Source organism: Blautia schinkii (genome assembly GCF_013304825.1).
Lineage (GTDB): Bacteria > Bacillota > Clostridia > Lachnospirales > Lachnospiraceae > Blautia_A > Blautia_A schinkii_B.
Map to the genome: position 1 here is coordinate 13787 of NZ_JAAWUO010000015.1, position 22250 is coordinate 36036.

Sequence of the window (22250 nt, forward strand, 5' to 3'; positions counted from 1 at the left end):
GTGGAAAAAATGGCAAAGACAGTAAGAATGACAACTGCACAGGCAATTGTAAAATTTCTGGATAATCAGTACGTTTCCATGGACGGAGTGGAGACAAAATTTGTAGAAGGCTTTTTCACGATCTTCGGACACGGCATTGCTGTAGGACTTGGAGAGGCACTGGATACCAATCCTGGCCAGTTAAAAGTTCTTCAGGGAAGAAACGAGCAGGGCATGTGCCACGTTGCAACCGCTTTTGCAAAACAGAGCAACCGTAAGAAAATTATCGCTTGTGCATCTTCCATCGGACCTGGAGCAGCAAACATGGTAACAGCATGTGCGACAGCGACAGTAAACAACATTCCGCTTCTTGTGTTCCCGGCAGATACTTTTGCATCCCGCCAGCCTGATCCGGTTCTTCAGCAGCTGGAGCAGAGCAGCAGCCTTGCCATCAGCACAAACGATGCATTCAAGCCAGTCTGCAAATACTGGGACAGAATCACAAGACCGGAGATGGTCATGACAGCTCTTATCAACGCAATGAGAGTTCTTACAGATCCGGCTGAAACAGGCGCATGCTGTATTGCACTTTGTCAGGATGTTGAGGGTGAATCCTTTGACTTCCCGGAGTACTTCTTCAAGAAGAGAGTACACAGGATCACAAGACCGGTTGCAGTAGACGAAGAGCTTGAGGATGTAGCTGAGATCATTGCAGGAGCTAAAAAACCTCTTATCGTTGTAGGCGGCGGTGTCCGTTACTCAGAGGCTGGAGAAACTGTTGAGAAATTCTGTGAGGAGTTTAAGATCCCGTTCGGCGAGACACAGGCTGGAAAGAGTGCCTGCCAGTCCGGCAATCCATACTGCCTTGGTGGTATCGGTGTAACAGGTACCTACGCTTCCAACATCATCGGTAAAGACGCAGATGTGGTAATCTCTATCGGTTCCAGAATGTCTGACTTTACAACAAGCTCCAAGCATCTGTTCCAGAACGAAGATGTTCAGTTTGTAAGCATCAACAACTGCAGATTCCACGCATACAAGATGGATGCAGTAAAAGCAGTGGGCGATGCAAAAGCTACTGTAGAGGCACTTGCAGAGAAACTTCGTGCAAGAGGATATAAATCCGCATATACAGACGAGATTGAGAAAGCAAAAGCTGCATGGGATAAAGAGATGGAGCGTCTGGGAAGCATCGAGTACACAGGAGATGATTTTGAGCCGTTAATTAAGGCAAGAGATCCTCGTACAATTCCGGAGTATGTAAAACTTACAAACGGAAAAATCACACAGACAGCAGCACTTGCAGCGATCAACAGAACAATTGATAAAAATGCAACCATTATAACAGCAGGCGGTTCTCTTCCAAGCTGTATGCAGCGTATGTGGAGAACAGACAAACGTGGCGGATATCATGCAGAGTACGGATATTCCTGCATGGGATATGAGGTTGCTGCTACCCTTGGTGTGAAATTCGCAGAGCCGGATAATGAAGTATATTGCGTAGTTGGTGACTCCAGCTTCCAGATGCTCCACAGCGAGATTATGACTATCATGCAGGAGAGGCAGAAGGTCAATATCATGGTATTTGATAACTGCGGATTCGGCTGTATCAACAACCTTGAGATGAACCATGGAATCGGAAGCCTTGCAACAGAGTTCCGTTACACAGATGGCAAGAAACCGACAGGAGACCTGATTCCTGTAGATTATGCAAAGATCGGCGAAGGCTATGGCCTGAAGACATACACCTGCCGCACCATCCAGGAGCTTGTTGACGCTCTGGAAGATGCTAAGAAACAGGAACTTGCATGCCTCTTTGATCTCAAAGTTATTCCTAAGACCATGACAGACGGATATGAGTCCTGGTGGGATGTAGGAATTGCAACAACATCTGAGAAGGAAAGTGTAAGAAAGGCCTGCGAGGGAGTTATGAAAGGCCGCGAAGAGGCAAGACTGTACTAATCTGGGAGGTAAGAAAATGAGTAAAGTATTTGGTTATCCGGAATATGACGAAAAAGGCGAAAAGATTCTTACAACATACGATAATGAGTACAAGGCCATGATGATGGACATCCGTGTTTACCGTATGAAAGCAGGAGAGACAAAAACATTTTTTAGAGAGGGTGAGGAGACAGCAGTTCTCCTTCTCTCCGGAAATATTACCTATAAATGGAACGGAAACGAAGCTGCAGCAACCAGAAAGGATGTATTCACAGAGGGACCATGGTGTGTTCACGGATGTACAGGAACTGAGATCACAGTTGTGGCAAATGCAGAGTCACAGATCCTTGTCCAGTGTACAAAGAATGAGAAAGATTTTGGTGCGAAACTCTACAAACCGGAAGATGCTCCGTGGGGATATTCCAGCGTAGGTAAATTCGGAAACGTGGCAAAGAGAAGAGTGAATACCATCTTTGATCATGACATTTCACCGGAATCCAATATGGTACTTGGTGAGGTTCTCAATGACAGAGGAAACTGGTCCGGATATCTGCCACACAGACATCCGCAGCCGGAGACATACTTCTTCAAATTTGACCATCCGGAAGGATTCGGAGCAAGCTTTGTGGGAGATCAGGTGTTCAAGAGCACTGACGAGAGCTTTTCCGCAATTCCAGGAGGAGAGCTTCATCCGCAGGCAGTTGCACCTGGATATCAGATGTACACATGCTGGATGATCCGTCACATTGATGGAAATCCATGGCTGCAGACAGATCGCTGTGAGGATGAGAGATATACCTGGCTTCATGATGCTGAGTTTTAAGAAATCGGAGAATCAGAATACTGATATGTAAATAACCGGCAGCAGAACGAGGAGAAATCGTTGCTGTCCTCAAAAACGGACAGCAGCGAACCTGCTGCTATTATGAAAGAAATTGTAGTGACTGATTAAGAAGCTGCTGATAAGATACAGCAGTGATTGCATAGAAGGGAGATTTTGACAATGGCAAGAGAATTTATTGTACCTGGAGAAATTATTTCCGGTTCCGGAGCACTGGATATGGCGGAGAGCGCACTGAAGCTCCTTGGTAAAAAAGCCCTGATCGTGACCGATAAAGTAATGATCGACCTGGGAAACTGTGCAAAAGTTGAGAAAGCTCTGACAAATCAGGGAATCGAATACAGCATTTATTCTGAGATTTCCGGTGAACCGACAGATACCATGATCGAAAAAGGACTGAAGCTTTATAAAGATGAGAACTGTGATTTCCTGGTAGCACTGGGAGGAGGAAGCCCGATCGACTCCATGAAAGCCATAGGCTCTCTGGTAGTAAATGGTGGAAATATCTCTGATTACATGGGAAAAGTGATCGATGTAAAAATGCCGCCTATGGCTGCGATTCCAACAACTGCAGGAACAGGATCTGAGGCAACTCAGTTTACTATCATCACAGACACAAAGAAAGATATCAAAATGCTTCTCAAAGGCAAAGTTCTCATGCCGGATCTTGCCATTATTGACCCGCAGTTTACCATGACAGCACCGCCTAAGATCACAGCAGCAACAGGTCTTGATGCGCTCTGCCACAGTGTAGAGGCTTATACATCCAGAAAAGCACAGACACTTTCTGATACTTTTGCGGTATCTGCAGTAAAGAGAATCTTCAAATACCTTCCGATTGCATACAAAGACGGAAAGAATGAAGAAGCCCGCGTACAGATGTCTGTAGCAGCTCTTGAGGCTGGAATCGCATTCAACAATGCATCTGTTACCATTATCCACGGAATGAGCCGTCCGATCGGAGCACTGTTCCATGTAGCACACGGACTTTCCAATGCAATGCTTCTCAAAGAGTGTCTTACATTTGCACTTCCTGGAGCATATGACAGATTTGGAGCTCTTGGCCGCGATATCGGAGTAGCTGACGCATCCGATTCCGATCAGGAGGCTGCTGAGAAATTCCTGAAAGCAGTAGAAGCACTTGTAAAAGAGCTGGATACCCCAACTCTGGAGCAGTTTGGAATCAACAAAGAAGAATTTTTCAATGTCATTGATAAAATGGCACATGATGCTATGGACAGTGGAAGTCCGCAGAATACCATGCGTGATGTAACAGAAGAAGAAGTAAAAGAAATCTACAGAAAACTCTGGTAAAATGTGCATGTAAACCCATATTGCCAGTTAAGAAAAGACTCCGGACCGGAGAAAAAGGCTCCGGAGTCTTTTTTCCGGTTGGAAGAACAAGGGCAGCCGCAGAAGAAAGGAGGCAGATTGCCTGTGAGAAAAAAACACATCTGTATGCTGGTGGCAGTTTCAGGTCTTTTAAGTCTTTCCGGCTGCGGGCAGTCAGCAAAAAACACAGAAGAAGAGGTAACCATTGGTGTTGTTACAAAATCAAAAAGCAGTGAATACTGGCTGTCAGTCTGTGACGGAATGGAGGATGCGGCAGAAAAATACAATGTGAATGTGGTGATTCTTTCTCCTGATGCCGAAACAGAGGAGAATGTCCAGAAAAACATGATCAGAGATCTTCTGAAAACAGATATTCAGGCACTTGCAGTTTCTCCCATAAATTCTTATGACAGTGAGACATATGTGAAGGAAGCCAGAGAAAAAGGAATCTCTGTATATGCCTGTGATACCCCAATGCAAGATTCTGATGTGCCCTATATCGGAATCGACAATGAAAAACTGGGCTATGAGCTTGGGGAAAAGCTTGCCGAGGCACTGAACCACGAGGGAAACATCGGCGTGATCGCCGGAGACTTCCAGCAAGCCGGACACAGGATGCGTGTCGCCGGATTCGAAAAATATATGGAAAAAGAGACTGGGATAAATATAGAGATGGTGAGGAACGGCTATAGCAATATGCGTGTATCCCAGAAGGATGTGGATAAGATCCTTGCGAAATACCCGGATATTGACGGAATCATGACGACCAGTGCAGTGACAGCTCTGGGACTTTCAGAAGCTGTGGAAGGGATAGGAATCTCAATTGTTTCCGTAGATGCCCAGGAGGATGCGCTGAAAGCTGTTCAGGATGGACAGATCGTAGCGCTTGGAGCGCAGTCCGGCTATACGATCGGTTACGAGACGATCCGTTATATTGTAAAAGATCTGCAGGGAGAAGGAACAGGAGAGGATGAGATCCTGGATTCGCAGGTGCTTACTGCAGAAAATATTGATGCATACATAAAAGAAGACAAATATTCTTCCTCTTAAAATGTACAGATATGAAGCTGAAAGGATTTTGCCAAAAATAAAACACATAATATAAAAATAGAACACAGAAAAAACAGAAATAAAATAACTTTGGCATATATTTAACAGATAGGTAAAAATAATACCGAAAAAACTAAAATTTATCATACTTTGATAATCCCTGATTTTCGATAAAATATAATCATCAAAAGGAAATCGGAAACGAAAACAAAAATGAAAAGAAAATGAAAGGGCGGGATTATTAAGATGGAGAAGAAAAAACTTTCGGTATCAACGAGGCTGTGTTATGCTGGAGGAGATGTAGGATGCAATATCGTGTTCGGAATGATCGGAACACTGCTGACACTGTTTTACACAGATTATGTAGGAATCAGCGCAGCGACAGTCGGACTTGTCATGCTGCTGTCCAGATGTTTTGACGGATTTTCAGATCTGGTAATGGGAGTAATTGTAGAGAGGACCAACTCCAAATGGGGTAAATCAAGACCCTGGCTTTTATGGATGAGCGTTCCGTTCGCACTTTCAGCAATACTGCTTTTCACAGTACCACATACAACTGGAATGATTCAGTTTCTGTATCTGTTTGTAACTTATAATTTCTGTACAACCATATGCTATACGGCAATAAATCTTCCATATGGAAGCCTTTCTACAATGATGATCCGCGAGTCATCTGAGAGAGATAAACTCAGCGTTATGCGAATGGGACTTTCCCCTCTGGGAAGGATCATCGCAGCAACCTGCACGCTTCCTCTTGTAAAACTTGTCGGAAACGATCAGGCTGCATGGATCAAGGTTATGAGCGTATGGGCAGTACTTGCGTTGGTTCTTCTTATTCTCTGCTTCTTCAAATGTGAAGAGAAAGTGCAGATCGAGGCAAGAAAGAAAGACGAGAAACTTCCGGTTCCTACAATGCTGAAAGCACTTTTTACAAACCAGTATTTCTGGTCAGTAATGCTTCTGTGGACAGTACAGAGTGTATCCTTTACTATTACAGGAACCATTCTTCCGTACTACTGTAAATATATCTTCAACAATGATACATGGATGTACAGTGCGCTGTATCTTACAGAGACACTGGTTCTGGTAGCGGGAATCTTCGTTTGCTCACCGTTAATTAAAAAATTCGGAAAAAGAAACATCGCATTTGTCGGTGGATTTATCGCACTTGGAGGCCAGATTCTGTTCTTCCTGAACCCATATAGCTTCGGATTCATGGTTATGAGCTGTGTAACACGTGCTATCGGACTTGCACCACTGAACGCAGTTGTATTCAGTATGGTTGGTGATGTAGTTGAGTTTGGACAGTGGAAACATCACATCCGTCAGGAGAGTCTGATTTTTGCAGGTGGTTCTATTGGAACAAAAGTTGGTGCAGGCCTTGCATCAGCAGTGATCACAGGTCTGTTAAGCAGTTCAGGATATGTAAGTTCTTCCACTGGAATTTCCGCACAGCCGGAGACAGCACTTGAGATGATCGTTTCTCTTTATAAATTCGGACCGATCCTCATTGCGGCAGTGATCATCGTAACACTTTTCGGATACAAGCTTGATAAAATGTATCCGGCAATCATGAAAGAACTTACAGAACGTGAGGCACATGGTCAGTTATAATCGACTTGTAAGCATATATTCAATCGAAAAGGGAAATCCGGCAGGGGTAAAACACTCCTGCTGTTTCCTGCGTTTATAGATAACAGTGGAATACGAATATCCGCTTTACAGAAGGGAGGAGTCATATGCTAAAAAGCATCCGGGGAAAGATCATGCTGGCGATCCTGGCAGTTACCATGTTTACAGCATGTTCCATCACAGTGGTATTTTATTTAAGGGCAGCAGGAATGATCGAAGAAAACTATTCCGGAATCCTCTACGGCCGGATGCAGCAGACAGTGAAAGATCTGGACGAATCCCTGAAAGAGATATACTATGTAGATACGAGAGCAGCCTGGGATGAAGTCCTCCGGGAAAATGTCAGGTCTTATATCAGCACGAAGAATGAGGACAATCTGGAGACTGTGGCAGAGCTTCTTCGGAATCACAGCCGGGAATATAAAGATATCAATTCTCTGTATTTCGTTTTCCCGGGGGAAAAAATGGCAGTGACATCAGAAGAATTTCCGGTGAACAAGCAGGGGCTTGCCAAAAAAGATATTCAGAAGCTGGAAGAAGAGCAGGCTGAAAATTCCTTCCCTATTGTTGTGGAATCACTGATCCACGAAGGAGACAGTTTTCTTTCTGTGGTCCAGAAAGTAGAAGATGATAACGGAAATGTGCTTGGATATGTGGCAGCAGATATCAAGGAAAGAACCATTTATTATGAATATCTGGAATCCGTGAATGATGAAAAGATCACGACGATCCTGCTTGTAGACAGAAATAATGAGATCATCACCTCCGGGGATTACAGTGATCTCGGAAAAACATTTCCGGAGATTACAGATCATGATGTTCCAGATGGAAACGGATATTTCGAAGAGAATGGTGTGATCTCATTTTTCAGCAGAGGAGGATTTTCCAGTTGTGGACTGTATCTGGAAGTGCCGAAAAAAGAAGTGCTCAGTGGACTTTCTGAAATGAGACTTTTTTTGATTGGAATTTTTGGTGCATTTTTTGTGACGGCAGTGCTGCTGGCACTGTGGCTTTCCAGAGTTGTATGCGGACCGCTGAAGTCCATGACCAGTACAGTGGAAAAAGTTGGTGAAGGAGATTTAAGTCTCCGTACAGAAGTGGTGACTTCAGATGAGATCGGAACTCTTGGAAAAGAGTTCAATCATATGTTAGACTATATTGAAGATCTGATAGCAAAAGTGATCGAGGAAGAACAGCAGAAAAAAGATGCGGAGTTGGAGGCTTTGCAGTATCAGATCACGCCGCATTTTATGTATAATACTCTGAACTCCATTAAATTTGCCGCATTTTTAAAAGGTGAGAAGGAACTGGCAGGACTGATCGGGGATTTTGTGGAACTTCTTCAGGCAAGTATCAATAAAAAGGGAAGCTTTCTTTCTGTGGCAGATGAGATCCACATTCTGAAAAATTATATCCATCTTCAGGATTTTCGCTATCAGGGAAGTTTCCAGGTGGAGTATAATATTTCCGAGGAAGCATACAGCTGTTATATTCCAAGGCTGATCCTCCAGCCGCTTGTGGAGAATGCGCTTCTCCATGGGATTGATATCAAGAGGCAGAAGGGAAAGATCTGGATCAGCGGAAATGTGGAGAGTGGAAAACTGACTCTTGTTGTGGCAGATAACGGACGGGGAATGACCCGGGAGCAGATCCGAAATCTTTTTGACAGCCATACAAAAAAAACAAACGGACTTTCCGCAGTGGGAGTCCCCAATGTAAAAGAGCGTCTGAAGCTTTATTATGGAGAGAAAGGCGGAATGAAATACGACAGCAGCAGTGAAGGTACAACAGTTACTGTTTTTCTGCCTGCGATCTACGATATACCGGAAGAAAGGAGGAGAAACTGATGTACAGAACACTTGTGGCAGACGATGATTTTCTTGTGAGAAGCTATCTTAAGACACTGGATTCCTGGGAAAAAGCAGGATATGAGATTGTGGACGATGCGGAGGATGGTGAAGAAGCTTACAACTTCCTTCGGAAAGAAAAGGTAGATGTGCTTGTGACAGATCTTTCCATGCCGGTAATGGATGGAATAGAGCTGATCAGAAGAATCAGGGAAGAAAACAGGGAGGTCTACATTATCGTGCTCAGCTGCCACGATGATTTTGAATATGTAAAAGAAGCCATGCGTCTTGGCGCAGATGAATATGTGCTTAAGAACAGTCTGGACGAGGACAGCCTCTACGAAACTCTGGAAAAATCTGCTCGTTTGATTGAGAAACGCAGAAGAAAAAGTCAGGAGCAGGCTCAGACAAGGAAACTGATCCGGTTTGGCAGCCATGCGCTGAAATACTATTTTTTCAACGGACTGATCTCTGGGACGCTGAAAGGACAGGCCCGTGAGGAGAAACGTGTGGAAGCCGGGATCACGGGAAAATTTTTTAACAGTGCTGTGATCTGCATGTTTATGGAAAAATGGGCAGAGAGGGAACGGCAGTGGACCTCTCTTGAGGTCGAACAGTATTCCCACAATTTCCGGCACAGGCTTCTGGAACGGACAGAAGAACTTCTGGGAACGGAGAATGAAGCGTCTGAGGTGATCTATCTTGGCGCAGGAATCTTCTGTTGCTTTCTGGATCTCTCAGAAGACTGCAGGACATCAGTGATGCAGCAGAGACTGACAGAAGCGGCTGCCTCCTGTTACCGTCACTGTCAGGAAGATCTCTGTGAATTTGGGATCAGCGTCAGCAGTGTGTGTATGGGAGAAGAAGGAATCCGCCAAGCTTACCAACAGGCCAGGGAGATGATGAAGATCCGTTTTTATGAGAAAAAAGATATTCTCTATTTTGAAGGCTGTAAAAAAGTTGACAGTGTTCTGCCGGAAAGTGCAGAGAAACTTGCCGGCAATATGCTTTCCATGAAGGCGGGTAATGAGCGGAAGAAAGCCGAAGAACTGTGGGAGCAGGTTCTTACAGATTGTCGTAAGCGATATACAGACGGAAGGATTCTTGTGCAGTGGTTAAAAAAAATGAATCAGACAGCAGGAATCGAAAGAGACTCCATCTGGTATGATGAGATTGAAGATATTGAGGAACTGGCAGAAAAAGGAAGCTCCTGCATTGCAGAACTTTTTGCGGGAGGTGCAGAGAAAGTTCCGGAAGGGATTTCTTCTGCTGTGAAAAAAGCACTTGAGTTTATCCGGGAGCACTACGAAGAGCCGATCAGCCTTCAGGATGTAGCAGATGCGGCAGAGGTGAATCCTGCATATTTAAGTTATCTTTTCAAGCAGGAAATGAAGATCGGTTTTTCTAATTATGTACAGGAACTTCGCATTGACTGTGCGAAGAAACTTCTTTCCGGAACCAACTGCAAGGTGAAGGATGTAGCTTTGCGTTCCGGCTTTGGAGATTATCATTATTTTTCCAAAACATTTAAGAAGATCACAGGGATGAGCCCGGCAGAGTACCGGAAAGGCTCAGAGGTATCATAAGGCGTATCAGTGGGGCGAAAGCATGAGACAAAAAGGAATACGAAAGTCCGCTTTACAGAAAGACGAGGAACAAGACCATGGGTGTAACCATAAGACAGATTGCAGAGGCTGCAGGTGTTTCCAGAGGAACAGTTGACAGAGCGCTGAATAACAGAGGAAGGATCAGGCCGGAAGTGGCAGAAAGGGTACGGCAGATCGCAGAGGAGATGGGGTATAAACCCAATCAGCTGGGACGTGCGCTGTCTATGAGCAGGAATAATATCAAGATCGGCGTGATCCTTCAGGGGGCAGAGACTCCTTTTATGAAAGAAGTTATGAAGGGCATCAAGGAGGCCGGAGCGGAAGTTGATAATCTGGGAGGCACGGTGCTAATTCATACCATTGAGCATCAAAGTGCGAAGGATGTTCTTCTTGCCATGGAAAAAATGCGGCAGAAAGAAGTCAGCGGCATTGCAATGGTTCCTCTTGAAGCCGAAGAGGTGAAGAATGAAATCAATCGGTTTGTGGAAGAGTACCATATTCCTGTGGTGACTTTTACCTCAGATGTGGAGGATACGAAGCGGCTGTGTTTTGTGGGTCAGAATGGTGTGCAGTGCGGTCGTGCGGCTGCAGGTCTTATGGGAGAGCTTACCGGGGGAAAAGGCAGAGTTGCAATTATCTCCGGCTACAGCACCAATACTTCTCTCAGCAGTCGTGTGGCAGGCTTCCAGTCTGAGATAAAGAAGAAATATCCGGGGATCAAAATCATCGGGCCGGAATATTGTTTTGAGGAAAATGCCCTGGCAAAAGAGGTTGCAGAGAAAATATTTAAAGACGTTCCGGATCTTGAAGGAATATATCTCACATCTCATGGTGAAGAAGGTGTCTGTCAGGCCATTGCAGAGGCAGGAAAGACGGGACAGATAAAAATGATAGCCAATGATTTTATGGGACGGAACTATGAACTGATGAGAGAAGGTTTTATTCATTTCCTTATTGGACAGGATGCCAGGATCCAGGGATATGAACCTGTGATGATCCTGTTCCGGCTACTTTTCAATGGAGAGAAACCGGATCGGGAGAAGCTGTTTACGGAAATATATATAAGAAATGAGTATACGATTCCGGAGAGGAGACGCTGAATATGGCGTCTCTTTTTTATATGTGCAGTTATTTCTGTGTGAAAGAAAAATGAATATGTATTGGATATATTATGGCAAACTAAACCTAAAAATATTACATATTTTGGCTAAAAATAGTTCTCGTCATTTTTAATAGAAAAAAGATGGTAATATTGTTCAATATTAGGTCTTGCGATTTATGGTATGCGATGATATTATATTAAACATAAAGAGCGTGTTCGGACACGCAAAGAGAACACATTGGGAAAATAAATCAAAAGGAGATCAAAAAATGATTAAAGTTGGTATTATCGGAGCAGGAAGAATTGGAAGAGTTCACATCACCAGTATCACAACAAGAGTACCGGATGCAGTGATCAAGACAGTGGCAGATCCGTTTTTAAATGACGAGACAGCTGCATGGGCTAAGAGCATGGGCGTTGAGCACACAACGAAAGATTACAAGGAGATTATCGATGACCCGGAGATTTCCGCAGTGCTGATCTGTTCTTCTACAGATACACATTCTCCGATCTCTGTTGAAGCGATCAAAGCCGGAAAACATGTATTCTGCGAAAAACCGATCGATCATGATATCGCTAAGATCAAAGAAGTTATCAATGCGCTTGAAGGTACAAACCTGAAATATCAGGTAGGTTTCAACAGAAGATTTGATCACAACTTTGAGTCTCTTCAGCAGGCTGTTGCAGCTGGTAAGGTTGGTAAACCGGAGATCATCAAGATCACATCCCGCGATCCTGAGCCGCCAAGCATTGACTATGTTAAAGTTTCCGGAGGAATGTTCCTGGATATGACAATCCATGATTTCGATATGGTTCGTTACCTTGCAGGCTGCGATGCAACAGAGGTTTATGTACAGAGCGCGAACCTTGTTGATCCGGCTATCGGCGAAGCAGGCGATGTTGATACAGCTGTTATCACACTTCAGATGGAGAACGGAGCGATCGCAGTAATTGATAACTGCAGAAGAGCTTCCTATGGATACGATCAGAGAGCAGAAGTATTCGGTTCTGACGGAATGGCTGCAATCTCCAACGACAGCCAGTCTTCTACAGTGATCAGCAATGCAGAGGGCGTTACCGGTGAGAAACCAATGTTCTTCTTCCTTGAGAGATACATGGATGCTTACGGTAAAGAAGTTGCAGCATTTATTGATGCTATCGTAAATGACAAAGAGACACCACTCAATGTATACGATGGACTGAAACCGGTATTAATGGGACTTGCTGCCAAGAAATCAAGCGAGGAGCACAGACCTGTTAAAATTTCCGAGATTATGGAATAATCGAGATAATAAAGGAGAATTGACTGATGTTTGATAAGAATAAAGTAAAACTTGGAATTGCACCAATTGCATGGACCAATGATGATATGCCTGATCTTGGCAAGGAGAATACTTTTGAGCAGTGCGTCAGTGAGATGGCACTTGCAGGATTTACAGGCTCCGAGGTTGGAAACAAATATCCGAAAGATCCGGAAGTCCTTAAGAAAGCGCTTGAGCTTCGTGGTGTTGAGATCTGCAACCAGTGGTTCTCAAGCTTCCTTATCACAAAACCATTTGAGGAGGTAGAGAAAGAGTTCCGTGCACAGCTTACATTTCTGAAAGCTATGGGAGCGAAGGTAATCGGTGCTTCCGAGCAGAGCCACAGCGTTCAGGGTCAGCTGGATACCCCGATCTTTGGTCATAAATATGTAATGAATGATGAAGAGTGGGATACATTCTGCACAGGCATGAACAAGCTTGGCAAGATTGCAAAGGAAGAGTATGGTATTGCACTGACCTTCCATCATCATATGGGAACTGTCGTACAGAGCCTTGAGGAAGTTGACCGTATGATGGAGAATACAGATCCTGAATACGTAAGCCTTCTTTTTGATACAGGCCATTTTACATACTGTGGAGAAGATCCTCTGGAAGTTGTAAAGAAATATGTACACAGAATCAAACATGTACATCTGAAAGATATCCGTCCGGAAGTTGTTGAGCAGGTTAAGAAAGAGAACATGAGTTTTCTTGCTGGTGTAAGAGCTGGTGCTTTCACAATTCCTGGAGATGGATGCATCAATTACGATCCGATTTTTAAGGTTCTTGAAGATGCAGGATACGAAGGGTACATGGTCGTAGAGGCAGAGCAGGATCCGGCTAAGGCTAATCCGCTTGAATATGCGATCCGTGCAAGAAAATTCATCGCAGAAAAAACAGGACTGTAAGTAATAAATAAAAATCAAACGGAAAAAGCGGTATCGGCCATAAGTGCGTGGACACCGCTTTTTCTGTAAACAGTGTACGATAAACAGGACAGGAGGATCGTCATGGCACTTGTAAAAATGAAAGATCTGCTGAAGCGTGCCGAGGAGAAAAATATTGGATGTGGTGCTTTCAGCGTTGGTAATATGGAAATGGTGAAAGGTGCGATCCGTGCTGCTGAGGAGCTGGAAACACCGATCATCCTTCAGATCGCGGAGGTTCGTCTTAAGAATTCCCCTCTTCATCTGATGGGACCGATGATGGTACAGGCTGCAAAAGAGGCTAAGGTGGATGTGGCTGTCCACCTGGATCACGGTCTTACTTTTGAGACCGTTGATAAGGCTCTGGAGCTTGGATTTACTTCTGTAATGCTGGATGCTTCCACGCTTCCTTTTGAGGAAAATATTGCAAAAGTGAAGACTGTTGTGGAGAAGGCGCAGAAGTATGGTGCAACTGTAGAGGCAGAGCTTGGCCTGGTAGGTGGAAGTGAAGATGGAAGCTGTGATCATGGAATTCGCTGCACAGATCCGGACGATGCAGTTGTTTATGCAAGAGAGACAGGCATTGATGCACTTGCAGTTGCCATCGGTAATGCACATGGTAATTATCCGGTAGCACCGACACTTGCTTTTGATGTTCTTGAGAAAATTCATGAAAAAGTAGATATCCCGCTGGTGCTTCATGGCGGAAGTGGTATCACAGACAAAGATTTCCAGAGAGCGATCTCCCTTGGAATCCGCAAGGTGAATATTGCAACAGCAAGTTTTAACAGCCTGACTGCTCATGTGAAGAAATATATGGCTTCCACAGACAAGCATAATTTCTTTGACCTTAATGAGGCAATGGTACAGGGAACCTATGAAAATGTGAAGCGACATATTCTTGTATTTAACGAGCAGTATCAGAAATAAAGGATTTCTCACGAAACCTTGTAAAAAAAGACAAGGTCTGTTAAGATGTTCTCAGTGAAAATACTGGGAACATCTTTTTTGTGCCCGCGAAAGAGGAGAGAGAATCATGGAACAGAAAGAACAGGTCTGTTCAGTTGCGAAAAAGTGCGGTGGCTGCCGTTATCAGGGCGTACCGTATGAAGAACAGCTTCGCAAAAAACAGAGATATACAGAAGGACTTCTGAAGAAATTCGGCAAAGTTGAGCCAATCATTGGTATGGAGGATCCCTATTATTATAGAAACAAAGTTCACGCAGCTTTTGGACGTGACAGAAAGGGCAATGTTATCTCCGGAATTTATGAGGAGAAGAGCCACCGGATTGTTTCTGTGGATGACTGTATGATCGAGGACAAAAAGAGTCAGGAGATCATCCGTACGATCCGCGGCATGCTGAGATCCTTTAAGATCAAGACTTATGACGAGGATACCGGATACGGACTCCTCCGTCATGTGCTTGTGAGAAGAGGCTTTTCCACAGGGGAGATCATGGTGGTACTGGTAACAGTTTCCCCGATCTTTCCATCCAAGAATAATTTTGTGAAAGCTTTAAGAAAAGAACATCCGGAGATCACCACAGTTGTTTTGAATGTAAATGATAGACAGACCAGTATGGTTCTTGGAGAACGAAATATCGTACTCTATGGTCCCGGATTTATCAAAGACCGTCTTATGGGATTGACCTTCCGCATTTCTCCGTCTTCCTTCTATCAGGTAAATCCTGTGCAGACAGAAGTTCTTTATGGAAAAGCCATGGAGTTTGCCGGCATGACAGGGAAAGAGCGCGTGATCGATGCTTACTGCGGAACGGGAACCATCGGAATCATTGCATCCAGAGATGCAAGGGATGTGATCGGTGTGGAACTGAACCGGGATGCTATCCGTGATGCCAGAATGAATGCAAGAGAGAACAGAATCCGTAATGTTCGCTTTGTTCCGGGAGATGCAGGCTGGTTTATGGAAGGAATGGCAGCGGAAGGGGAGAAGGTTGACGTTGTTCTTATGGATCCACCCCGTGCAGGCAGTGACCGCAAATTCCTGCACTCTTTATTAAGCCTTTCACCGGATAAGATTGTTTACGTATCCTGTAACCCGGAGACCCTGGCAAGAGATCTTGTATACCTTACAAAAAGAGATTATCAGGTAAAGAAGATCCAGCCCGTAGATATGTTTCCTGTCACAGATTCTATAGAAACCGTTGTTTTGCTGGGCAACCGGAGAAACAGACCACGAAGATGAAATGAAATATTTCAGGGGCATTTTTGAGTGATAAAAAATATGTTGAACAGAAAATAGAATAAATAAACAGGCATCTGCCAGGGAATGGATTCGATAACCGGTTTCGGAGCAGATACCTGTTTTTTATTTGACTTTTTTTAGGCTTTCGGAAGTTCGCAGTGATATGCGATGCCAAGTGGTGTGACAAGAAGAGGATGTACAGGTCTGTATACAGGAAGCTTCAGTTTCTTTTCGAATACAGTTGTGAATTCCTTGAACATGCAGGAGCCGCCTACAACGTAAACAGCAGGAACCTGGTAGCCCTGCAGGAATTTTTCTGTGATGACTGCCATTTTTTCTACTGTGGCTTTGATCACCGGAAAGATTTCTTCTTCTTTTTCAGGTGTTGTTTTAAGAACTTCTGCTTCTTCGTAAGGAATCTTATAATGACCGGCTACAGTCATGGTCATGTGGCTTCCGCCTGTAGCTTCGTCATCTGTGTAGATTACTTTTCCGTCTTTCAGGATGCTGATGCCGGTTGTGCCGCCGCCCACGTCTACAACGGCTCCGTCTGTGATTTTTAACACAGCAGCTGCAGCAGTTGGTTCATCGACGATCTTTGTAACTTCCAGTCCTGCTCCTTCCAGGACATAGCCGATGCTCTTGGTGCTTCCTTCGGAAACTCCGGGCGGGATGGCAGCAGCTCCGTAAAGGAGTTCTGTGTCAAGCTTTTCCTCAAGCTCCTGTTTGAGTTTCGTTACAAGCTGAACAGATTCGTAATAGTTTACGATCACGCCGTCCCGGATTGCATGGGAAGGTGCGGAAGCTCCGGCAACAGGACGGTTGTTGCGGTCAACAACTGCAAGGACAGTGTTGGCTGTACCAAGGTCAACGCCGACTTTAAGCCGTCCGCGGAATTTTTTGCATTCACCTGTCTGTACAAGCTCTGCGAAATTGGACAGAGTTCTGTTTTTTAATTCCATTTAAAAATCTCCTTTAATAATTACGTCCTGTGAAGATGGCAACGGATCTTGGGCGCATGCAGAATTCATGTTCAATGCGCGGTGCCTGATCTTCTTCGTAGAAATAACGGCCGTTGCCGTCGCCGAAGGTATTGACGCAGAGATACCATGCGCCGGGACGGGCCAGATCAGGAAGAGTGATAGTCACATCTTCCCAGTAAGCATTGATGGCAATGTAGATCAGATCATCAGCACCTTTTGCTTTATCATAGCCTGCAAAACTTACGGCAAATGTATGGGCATCTCTTGGAATGGTTACATCTCTTGCATCGATATTGTGAGTGTGGATGTTCTCCATGCCGCAGACAGCGTTTGGAAGCTTGCGGGAGATAACCGGGTGATCTTTTCGGAACTGGATCATATATTTGAAAAATTCAAAAAGATTATGATTTTTCTCCAGAAGGTTCCAGTTGATCCAGGAAGTTTCATTATCCTGGCAGTAAGTGTTGTTATTTCCGCGTTTGGTATTTCCGAATTCATCACCTGCAAGGAACATAGGTGTTCCACGGCTTGACATCAGTACGGCACAGGCATTTCGGATCATGCGGAAACGAAGGGATAGGACTTCCGGATTGGTGGAATCACCTTCCTCTCCGCAGTTCCAGCTGCGGTTGTCGTTGGAACCATCTGTATTGTTCCATCCGTTTGCTTCGTTGTGCTTCTCATTGTAGGAATAAAGATCATACATGGTAAAACCGTCGTGGCAAGTAAGGAAATTGACACAGGAATTGTAGCCTGCGTAATTATCGTTATGGTCAGAATAGAATCCGCCGTAAAGGTCACCGGAACCGGAAATACTCCAGGCTGCATCCCAGGCATTCCAGAAATCACCTTTCAGGAAGGAGCGGAGACAGTCGCGGTAACGGCCGTTCCACTCAGCCCATCTGCGGCTGGCAGGGAAAGAACCGACCTGATACAGTCCGCCGGCATCCCAGGCTTCTGCGATCAGCTTGACGTTTCGAAGAACCGGGTCATAAGCAAGAAGCTCCAGAAGAGGCGGATTGTTAAGAGGAGATCCATCCTCATGTCTTCCGAGGATGCTGGCAAGGTCAAAACGGAAGCCATCTACACGGTAGTTGATAGTCCAGTAGCGTAAACATTCCAGGATCATCTGACGGACGATGGGGTGGTTGCAGTTTAATGTATTTCCGCAGCCGCTGAAATTATAGTAATTTCCCTCAGGTGTGAGCATATAATAAACTTTATTGTCAAATCCTTTAAAACAGAATGTTTTTCCAAGCTCGTTGCCTTCGGCTGTGTGGTTAAATACAACGTCCAGGATCACCTCGATCCCGTTCTCATGGAGCTCACGGATCAGTTCTTTCAGCTCAGTTCCCTCGCAGTTATGCTCAGCCTTGGAAGCGTAGCTGGTGTTCGGGGAAAAGAAATTGACGGAATTGTATCCCCAGTATTCCAGGAGACGTCTGCCATTCACAGTACGGGCATTCATGTTTTCATCGAACTCGAAGATCGGCATGAGCTCCACAGCGTTGATTCCCAGCTCTTTCAGATAAGGAATCTTTTCCCGGAGGCCTGCGAAGGTTCCGGGGTGAGTAACACCGGAAGAGGAGTCCTGTGTAAATCCACGGACATGAAGCTCGTAGATGATAAGATCGCTGATCTTACGTGTGGATTGGGGCATGTCTTCCCAGTCAAAAGTTTCACGTACAACGCGGGCGTGGTAGCTTCCGATCTTTTGCTGGCCCCATTCGCGCTGACCTGCAACAGCCTTGGCATAAGGGTCAAGAAGAACTTTTGTCTTATCAAAGATATGGCCTTTTTCCGGTTCATAAGGACCGTCAACACGGTATCCGTATTCCAGGTCTTCAATGTCCAGCCCCATGACGATCATGGAGTAGACATCACCGATACGACAGGCGTTAGGAAACGGAAGAATTGCGAAAGGCTCCTCTTCACCGGAGTGGAAAAGAAGTAGTTCACAGGATGTACCATGACGGGTATGTGCAGTGAAGTTAACTCCATTGGAAAGAGGAGTAGCACCATTTAATTCAAAAAGACCGGGACGCACAGGAAATCCCGCGATAATATCTGTTGGCCGGGAAGTCAGTGTATTCTCAGAAAGCAGAGTCTGATTCTTTGTTTTCATTTCCGGTATCCTCCTTGGTAATATATATATGGCAGAAGATGACCTGCCGGATAGTCACAAAAAATATTATAACTTATTTTCTGAAAAAAGTACAGGTTGCGTCAGGCAAAGTTGACAGATAATATAGAAATATGGTAAAAGCTTGTATTAGGGCGAGGTGAAAATATGAATGACAAAGAGAAAAAAGAACTCCTGGGTGTTTTAAAAAGAAGCCGGCTGTGCAGGAACCTTGAAGAAGGTGAGATGGAAAGACTGCTGGTAAAAGAAGGAACAGTGAGATCTTTTTCCAGGGGAGAACGGGTTTTTCAGGAAACAGACCGACCCGAAGCAGTATATGTTCTGCTTGACGGCAGCGTGATCATTGCAAAGGAGACTTTTTCCGGAAAGAGGATCCTTCTGACACAGCTGGAAATGCCAGGGGTTCTGTTCGGGGAAGTATATGCCTTTATGGAAAAATCCTCTTATGATATGTATGTGGAAGCAGCAGAGAAGACACAGGTACTGATACTGGATAATCAGATTTTTAGAGAAAAAGGGGATGTTTTGAGCAGAAAACTCCGTGAAAATCTTCTTGAGGTTTTTGCAGAGAAGGCTTACAATATGAACCAGAAGCTTCGGATTCTGGGAAGCGGTACTTTGCGGGAGAGGATTGTCCGTTTTCTTGTGGAGTGCCAGGATAGTGAAGGCGTGATCCATATGAGCCTGTCCAGAGAAGAGATGGCAGATCATCTGAATATCACCAGACCATCTCTTTCAAGGGAACTGGGAAAGATGCAGGAAGAAGGAATCCTGGAATTATCCAGGCGGCAGATCCTTGTGAAAGATCAGGAAAAACTTGAATTTTATCTCTGAGCGTAACGTATGTTACCGAATATTTTCGCTGGTTTTTATATGATATAGCTGTAAAACAGATAACAGTTATAACACATATGGAAATCAGGGAGAGATGATATTATGATAAGAAAGATCGTGCACATTAATGAAGAGAAATGTAACGGCTGCGGAGCCTGTGCAGCTGCCTGCCATGAAGGAGCCATTGCCATGACAGATGGCAAGGCAAAACTGATTCGGGATGATTACTGCGACGGGTTGGGAGACTGCCTTCCGGTCTGCCCTGCAGATGCGATCCGTATCATAGAGCGTGAAGCAGCAGACTATGATATGGAAGCGGTAGAACAGAGAATGAAGCTTAAAAAAGAGAAAACTTCCGGAGGCCTGGCTGCACATGTATGCCCTGGAAGTATGGCAAGAAGCCTGAAACCGAAACAGGAACAGCCGGCTTTATCGGAGAAACAGAGAACAGACACAGCCCCTGATATGGGACAGCAGAGCTGCCTTGGCCAGTGGCCAGTGCAGATTAAATTAGTTCCTGTAAATGCACCATATTTTGAAAATGCACAGCTTCTGATCGCGGCAGACTGCACAGCATATGCTTACGCAGGATTTCATGAGAGATTCATAAAAGATCATGTAACACTGATCGGATGCCCTAAACTTGATGAGGGAGATTATGCAGACAAGCTTACGGAAATCATACGGAATAATTCCATCCGCAGTATCTGCATCGTTCGTATGGAAGTTCCCTGTTGCGGAGGCATTGAGAAAGCAGTGATCCGCGCCATGCAGAGAAGCGGAAAGATGATCCCGTGGCAGGTAGTTATCATCGCACGTGACGGCACGATCAGAGAGGAGCTGTAAGGAAAGGAATAAAAACAGCATGAGTGAAGAAACACTGGAGATTTCTTACGACCAGGTAGAAAAAGAGAGGGAGAAATATCTTCTGGTTGATACCCGCGATAAAGTAACTATTGAATACGGAATGATCCCGGGAGCTATTTCTGTCCCGGAACCGGATCTTAAAGAGAGGGCAGAAGAGCTGAAGGGAGAAAAAATTCCTGTTCTTTACTGCACGAGAGGACTTTTCAGCCAGGAGGGAGCGCAGATGCTTCGGGAAAAAGGTATTCCTGCACTCAGTTTAAAGGGCGGTTATACAGGATGGCTTTTTGAGCAGATGCAGAAAGATATGTCCAATAAAGAGGATAGTGATCTGAGTGAAGAAGAAGCACTGGAACAGCGCAGAAAGGATATTGAGCTGAGTATCCGTAAGAAATTCCACAAGCAGTTGTTTTCCAGATTTGCCAGAGGAATCAATGATTATGAGCTGGTGAAGCCGGGAGACAAGATTGCTGTTTGTATCTCAGGCGGCAAGGATTCCATGCTTATGGCAAAACTCTTCCAGGAATTAAAACGTCACAACAAGTTTCCGTTTGAACTGGTATTCCTTGTGATGGATCCTGGTTATAATGAAGCGAACCGTGCCATAATCGAGCATAATGCAAAGCTCCTGGGAATCCCGATCACGGTTTTTGAGACAGAGATCTTTGATGCTGTCTACAATATTGAGAAATCTCCTTGTTATCTCTGTGCCCGCATGAGAAGAGGATATCTTTACAGCAAGGCGAAAGAACTGGGATGCAACAAGATAGCACTTGGGCATCACTACGATGATGTGATCGAGACCATTCTTATGGGAATGCTTTACGGAGCGCAGGTTCAGACGATGATGCCGAAACTTCACAGTACCAATTTCGAAGGAATGCAGCTGATCCGTCCCATGTATCTGATCAGGGAAGCTGATATCAAGCACTGGAGAGATTATAATGATCTTCATTTTATCCAGTGTGCATGTAAGTTTACAGATACATGTACAACATGCCGTACAGACGGTACCAGTGTTTCCAAGCGCATGGAGATCAAGAATCTGATCGCAGAGTTAAAGAAAGTTAATCCACATGTTGAGAGTAATATTTTCCGGAGTGTGGAGAATGTTAATCTTCATACTGTGATCGCTTATAAAAAAGATGGTGTGAAACATTCCTTCCTGGAAGGTTATGATGACTGACGTGCATGCGTCTTTTCGCGCTGTTTTGTAAGATCATAATATTCACCGGAAATGATCCCCCGGCAGGAGAGTGCCTCGAAAGTATTCTGCTGTTCGGGGGTCATTTTCATTCCAATCGTAGAGTTTACATCTGTTAGGACGCAGCCTGTTTTTTCCACCAGCCAGAAGAGGGCGGAATCATCTTCCGGAATCATCTTCCAGAGTTCATTTTCTGTATATGGCAAAAGGGACATAAGGGTTTTTAAGTGTCCGTCCTGGATCAGGCGGTAATCTCCGTCAGGCATGATGATGCCGTCCCCGTAAAGTTCTTTTTTCTGTTCCATTTTATTCAGAAGTTCTTCTGTGAGTTTCATGATGTTCTCCTTGCTTTTTTGCTGTTTGGCACGGCTTTGTTCTACTGTTTTCAATGAAGTTAAAAAAATAACAATAGGCGCATTTATTGTATGTATCAGTGGGAAAAATGTCAATAGTCTGAG

18 protein-coding genes are annotated in these 22250 nt (G+C 44.7%); 15 read left to right on the forward strand and 3 right to left on the reverse strand.

Annotation, left to right across the window (positions count from 1 at the left end):
• Window positions 1-9 precede the first annotated feature (9 nt).
• The 12 genes from iolD (at window position 10) to rlmD (ending at window position 15764) form a co-directional block, all read left to right on the forward strand.
• Entirely contained in the window at window positions 10-1941 is a 1932-nt protein-coding gene (iolD, locus tag HFM85_RS11925; protein WP_173738405.1) for a 3D-(3,5/4)-trihydroxycyclohexane-1,2-dione acylhydrolase (decyclizing), read from the forward strand.
• A 16-nt stretch (window positions 1942-1957) separates the two neighbouring features.
• Entirely contained in the window at window positions 1958-2743 is a 786-nt protein-coding gene (locus HFM85_RS11930; RefSeq protein ID WP_173738406.1) for a 5-deoxy-glucuronate isomerase, read from the forward strand.
• A 180-nt stretch (window positions 2744-2923) separates the two neighbouring features.
• On the forward strand, window positions 2924-4075 hold the full coding sequence (locus HFM85_RS11935; protein ID WP_173738407.1) for an iron-containing alcohol dehydrogenase: 1152 nt from the start codon (window positions 2924-2926) through the stop codon (window positions 4073-4075).
• 123 nt (window positions 4076-4198) lie between these two features.
• Entirely contained in the window at window positions 4199-5143 is a 945-nt protein-coding gene (locus HFM85_RS11940; RefSeq protein ID WP_173738408.1) for a substrate-binding domain-containing protein, read from the forward strand.
• Between the two features lie 246 nt (window positions 5144-5389).
• Window positions 5390-6757, forward strand: coding sequence for an MFS transporter (locus tag HFM85_RS11945; RefSeq protein ID WP_173738409.1), 1368 nt, complete (start codon window positions 5390-5392; stop codon window positions 6755-6757).
• Between the two features lie 125 nt (window positions 6758-6882).
• Window positions 6883-8622 (forward strand): cache domain-containing sensor histidine kinase, encoded by a 1740-nt coding sequence (locus tag HFM85_RS11950; RefSeq protein WP_173738410.1) that lies wholly within the window; start codon window positions 6883-6885, stop codon window positions 8620-8622.
• Window positions 8622-10208 carry a response regulator gene (locus HFM85_RS11955; RefSeq protein WP_173738411.1) on the forward strand — a complete coding sequence of 529 codons (1587 nt, stop codon included), beginning with the start codon at window positions 8622-8624 and terminating at the stop codon, window positions 10206-10208. The genes HFM85_RS11950 and HFM85_RS11955 overlap by 1 nt, the downstream gene beginning before the upstream one ends.
• Window positions 10209-10285: 77 nt before the next feature.
• Entirely contained in the window at window positions 10286-11329 is a 1044-nt protein-coding gene (locus tag HFM85_RS11960) for a LacI family DNA-binding transcriptional regulator (RefSeq protein WP_173738412.1), read from the forward strand.
• 271 nt (window positions 11330-11600) lie between these two features.
• Window positions 11601-12614, forward strand: coding sequence for an inositol 2-dehydrogenase (gene iolG / locus HFM85_RS11965; protein ID WP_173738413.1), 1014 nt, complete (start codon window positions 11601-11603; stop codon window positions 12612-12614).
• A gap of 26 nt (window positions 12615-12640) precedes the next feature.
• Window positions 12641-13540 (forward strand): myo-inosose-2 dehydratase, encoded by a 900-nt coding sequence (iolE, locus tag HFM85_RS11970; RefSeq protein WP_119240084.1) that lies wholly within the window; start codon window positions 12641-12643, stop codon window positions 13538-13540.
• Between the two features lie 102 nt (window positions 13541-13642).
• Entirely contained in the window at window positions 13643-14488 is an 846-nt protein-coding gene (locus HFM85_RS11975; protein WP_173738414.1) for a class II fructose-bisphosphate aldolase, read from the forward strand.
• Window positions 14489-14594: 106 nt separating this feature from the next.
• Window positions 14595-15764, forward strand: coding sequence for a 23S rRNA (uracil(1939)-C(5))-methyltransferase RlmD (rlmD, locus tag HFM85_RS11980; RefSeq protein WP_173738415.1), 1170 nt, complete (start codon window positions 14595-14597; stop codon window positions 15762-15764).
• Between the two features lie 137 nt (window positions 15765-15901).
• On the opposite strand, the gene eutJ is transcribed toward rlmD, so the two are convergent.
• On the reverse strand, window positions 15902-16726 hold the full coding sequence (eutJ, locus tag HFM85_RS11985) for an ethanolamine utilization protein EutJ (protein ID WP_173738416.1): 825 nt from the start codon (window positions 16724-16726) through the stop codon (window positions 15902-15904).
• 13 nt (window positions 16727-16739) lie between these two features.
• On the reverse strand, window positions 16740-18872 hold the full coding sequence (locus HFM85_RS11990) for a glycogen debranching protein (RefSeq protein ID WP_173738417.1): 2133 nt from the start codon (window positions 18870-18872) through the stop codon (window positions 16740-16742).
• Between the two features lie 165 nt (window positions 18873-19037).
• Between HFM85_RS11990 and HFM85_RS11995 the strand changes: the two genes are divergently transcribed.
• The 3 genes from HFM85_RS11995 (at window position 19038) to HFM85_RS12005 (ending at window position 21774) form a co-directional block, all read left to right on the forward strand.
• The gene (locus HFM85_RS11995) at window positions 19038-19724 is read left to right on the forward strand and encodes a Crp/Fnr family transcriptional regulator (protein WP_173738418.1); all 687 of its coding nucleotides are present in this window, start codon (window positions 19038-19040) and stop codon (window positions 19722-19724) included.
• Between the two features lie 102 nt (window positions 19725-19826).
• Window positions 19827-20570: an ATP-binding protein gene (locus HFM85_RS12000; RefSeq protein ID WP_173738419.1), complete on the forward strand. Its 744-nt coding sequence runs from the start codon at window positions 19827-19829 to the stop codon at window positions 20568-20570.
• 19 nt (window positions 20571-20589) lie between these two features.
• A complete protein-coding gene (locus tag HFM85_RS12005; RefSeq protein ID WP_173738420.1) occupies window positions 20590-21774 on the forward strand; it encodes an ATP-binding protein in 1185 nt (394 codons plus the stop codon).
• Here the strand turns inward: HFM85_RS12005 and HFM85_RS12010 are convergent.
• Entirely contained in the window at window positions 21762-22127 is a 366-nt protein-coding gene (locus HFM85_RS12010) for a hypothetical protein (RefSeq protein ID WP_119240076.1), read from the reverse strand. The genes HFM85_RS12005 and HFM85_RS12010 overlap by 13 nt on opposite strands.
• Window positions 22128-22250 lie beyond the last annotated feature (123 nt).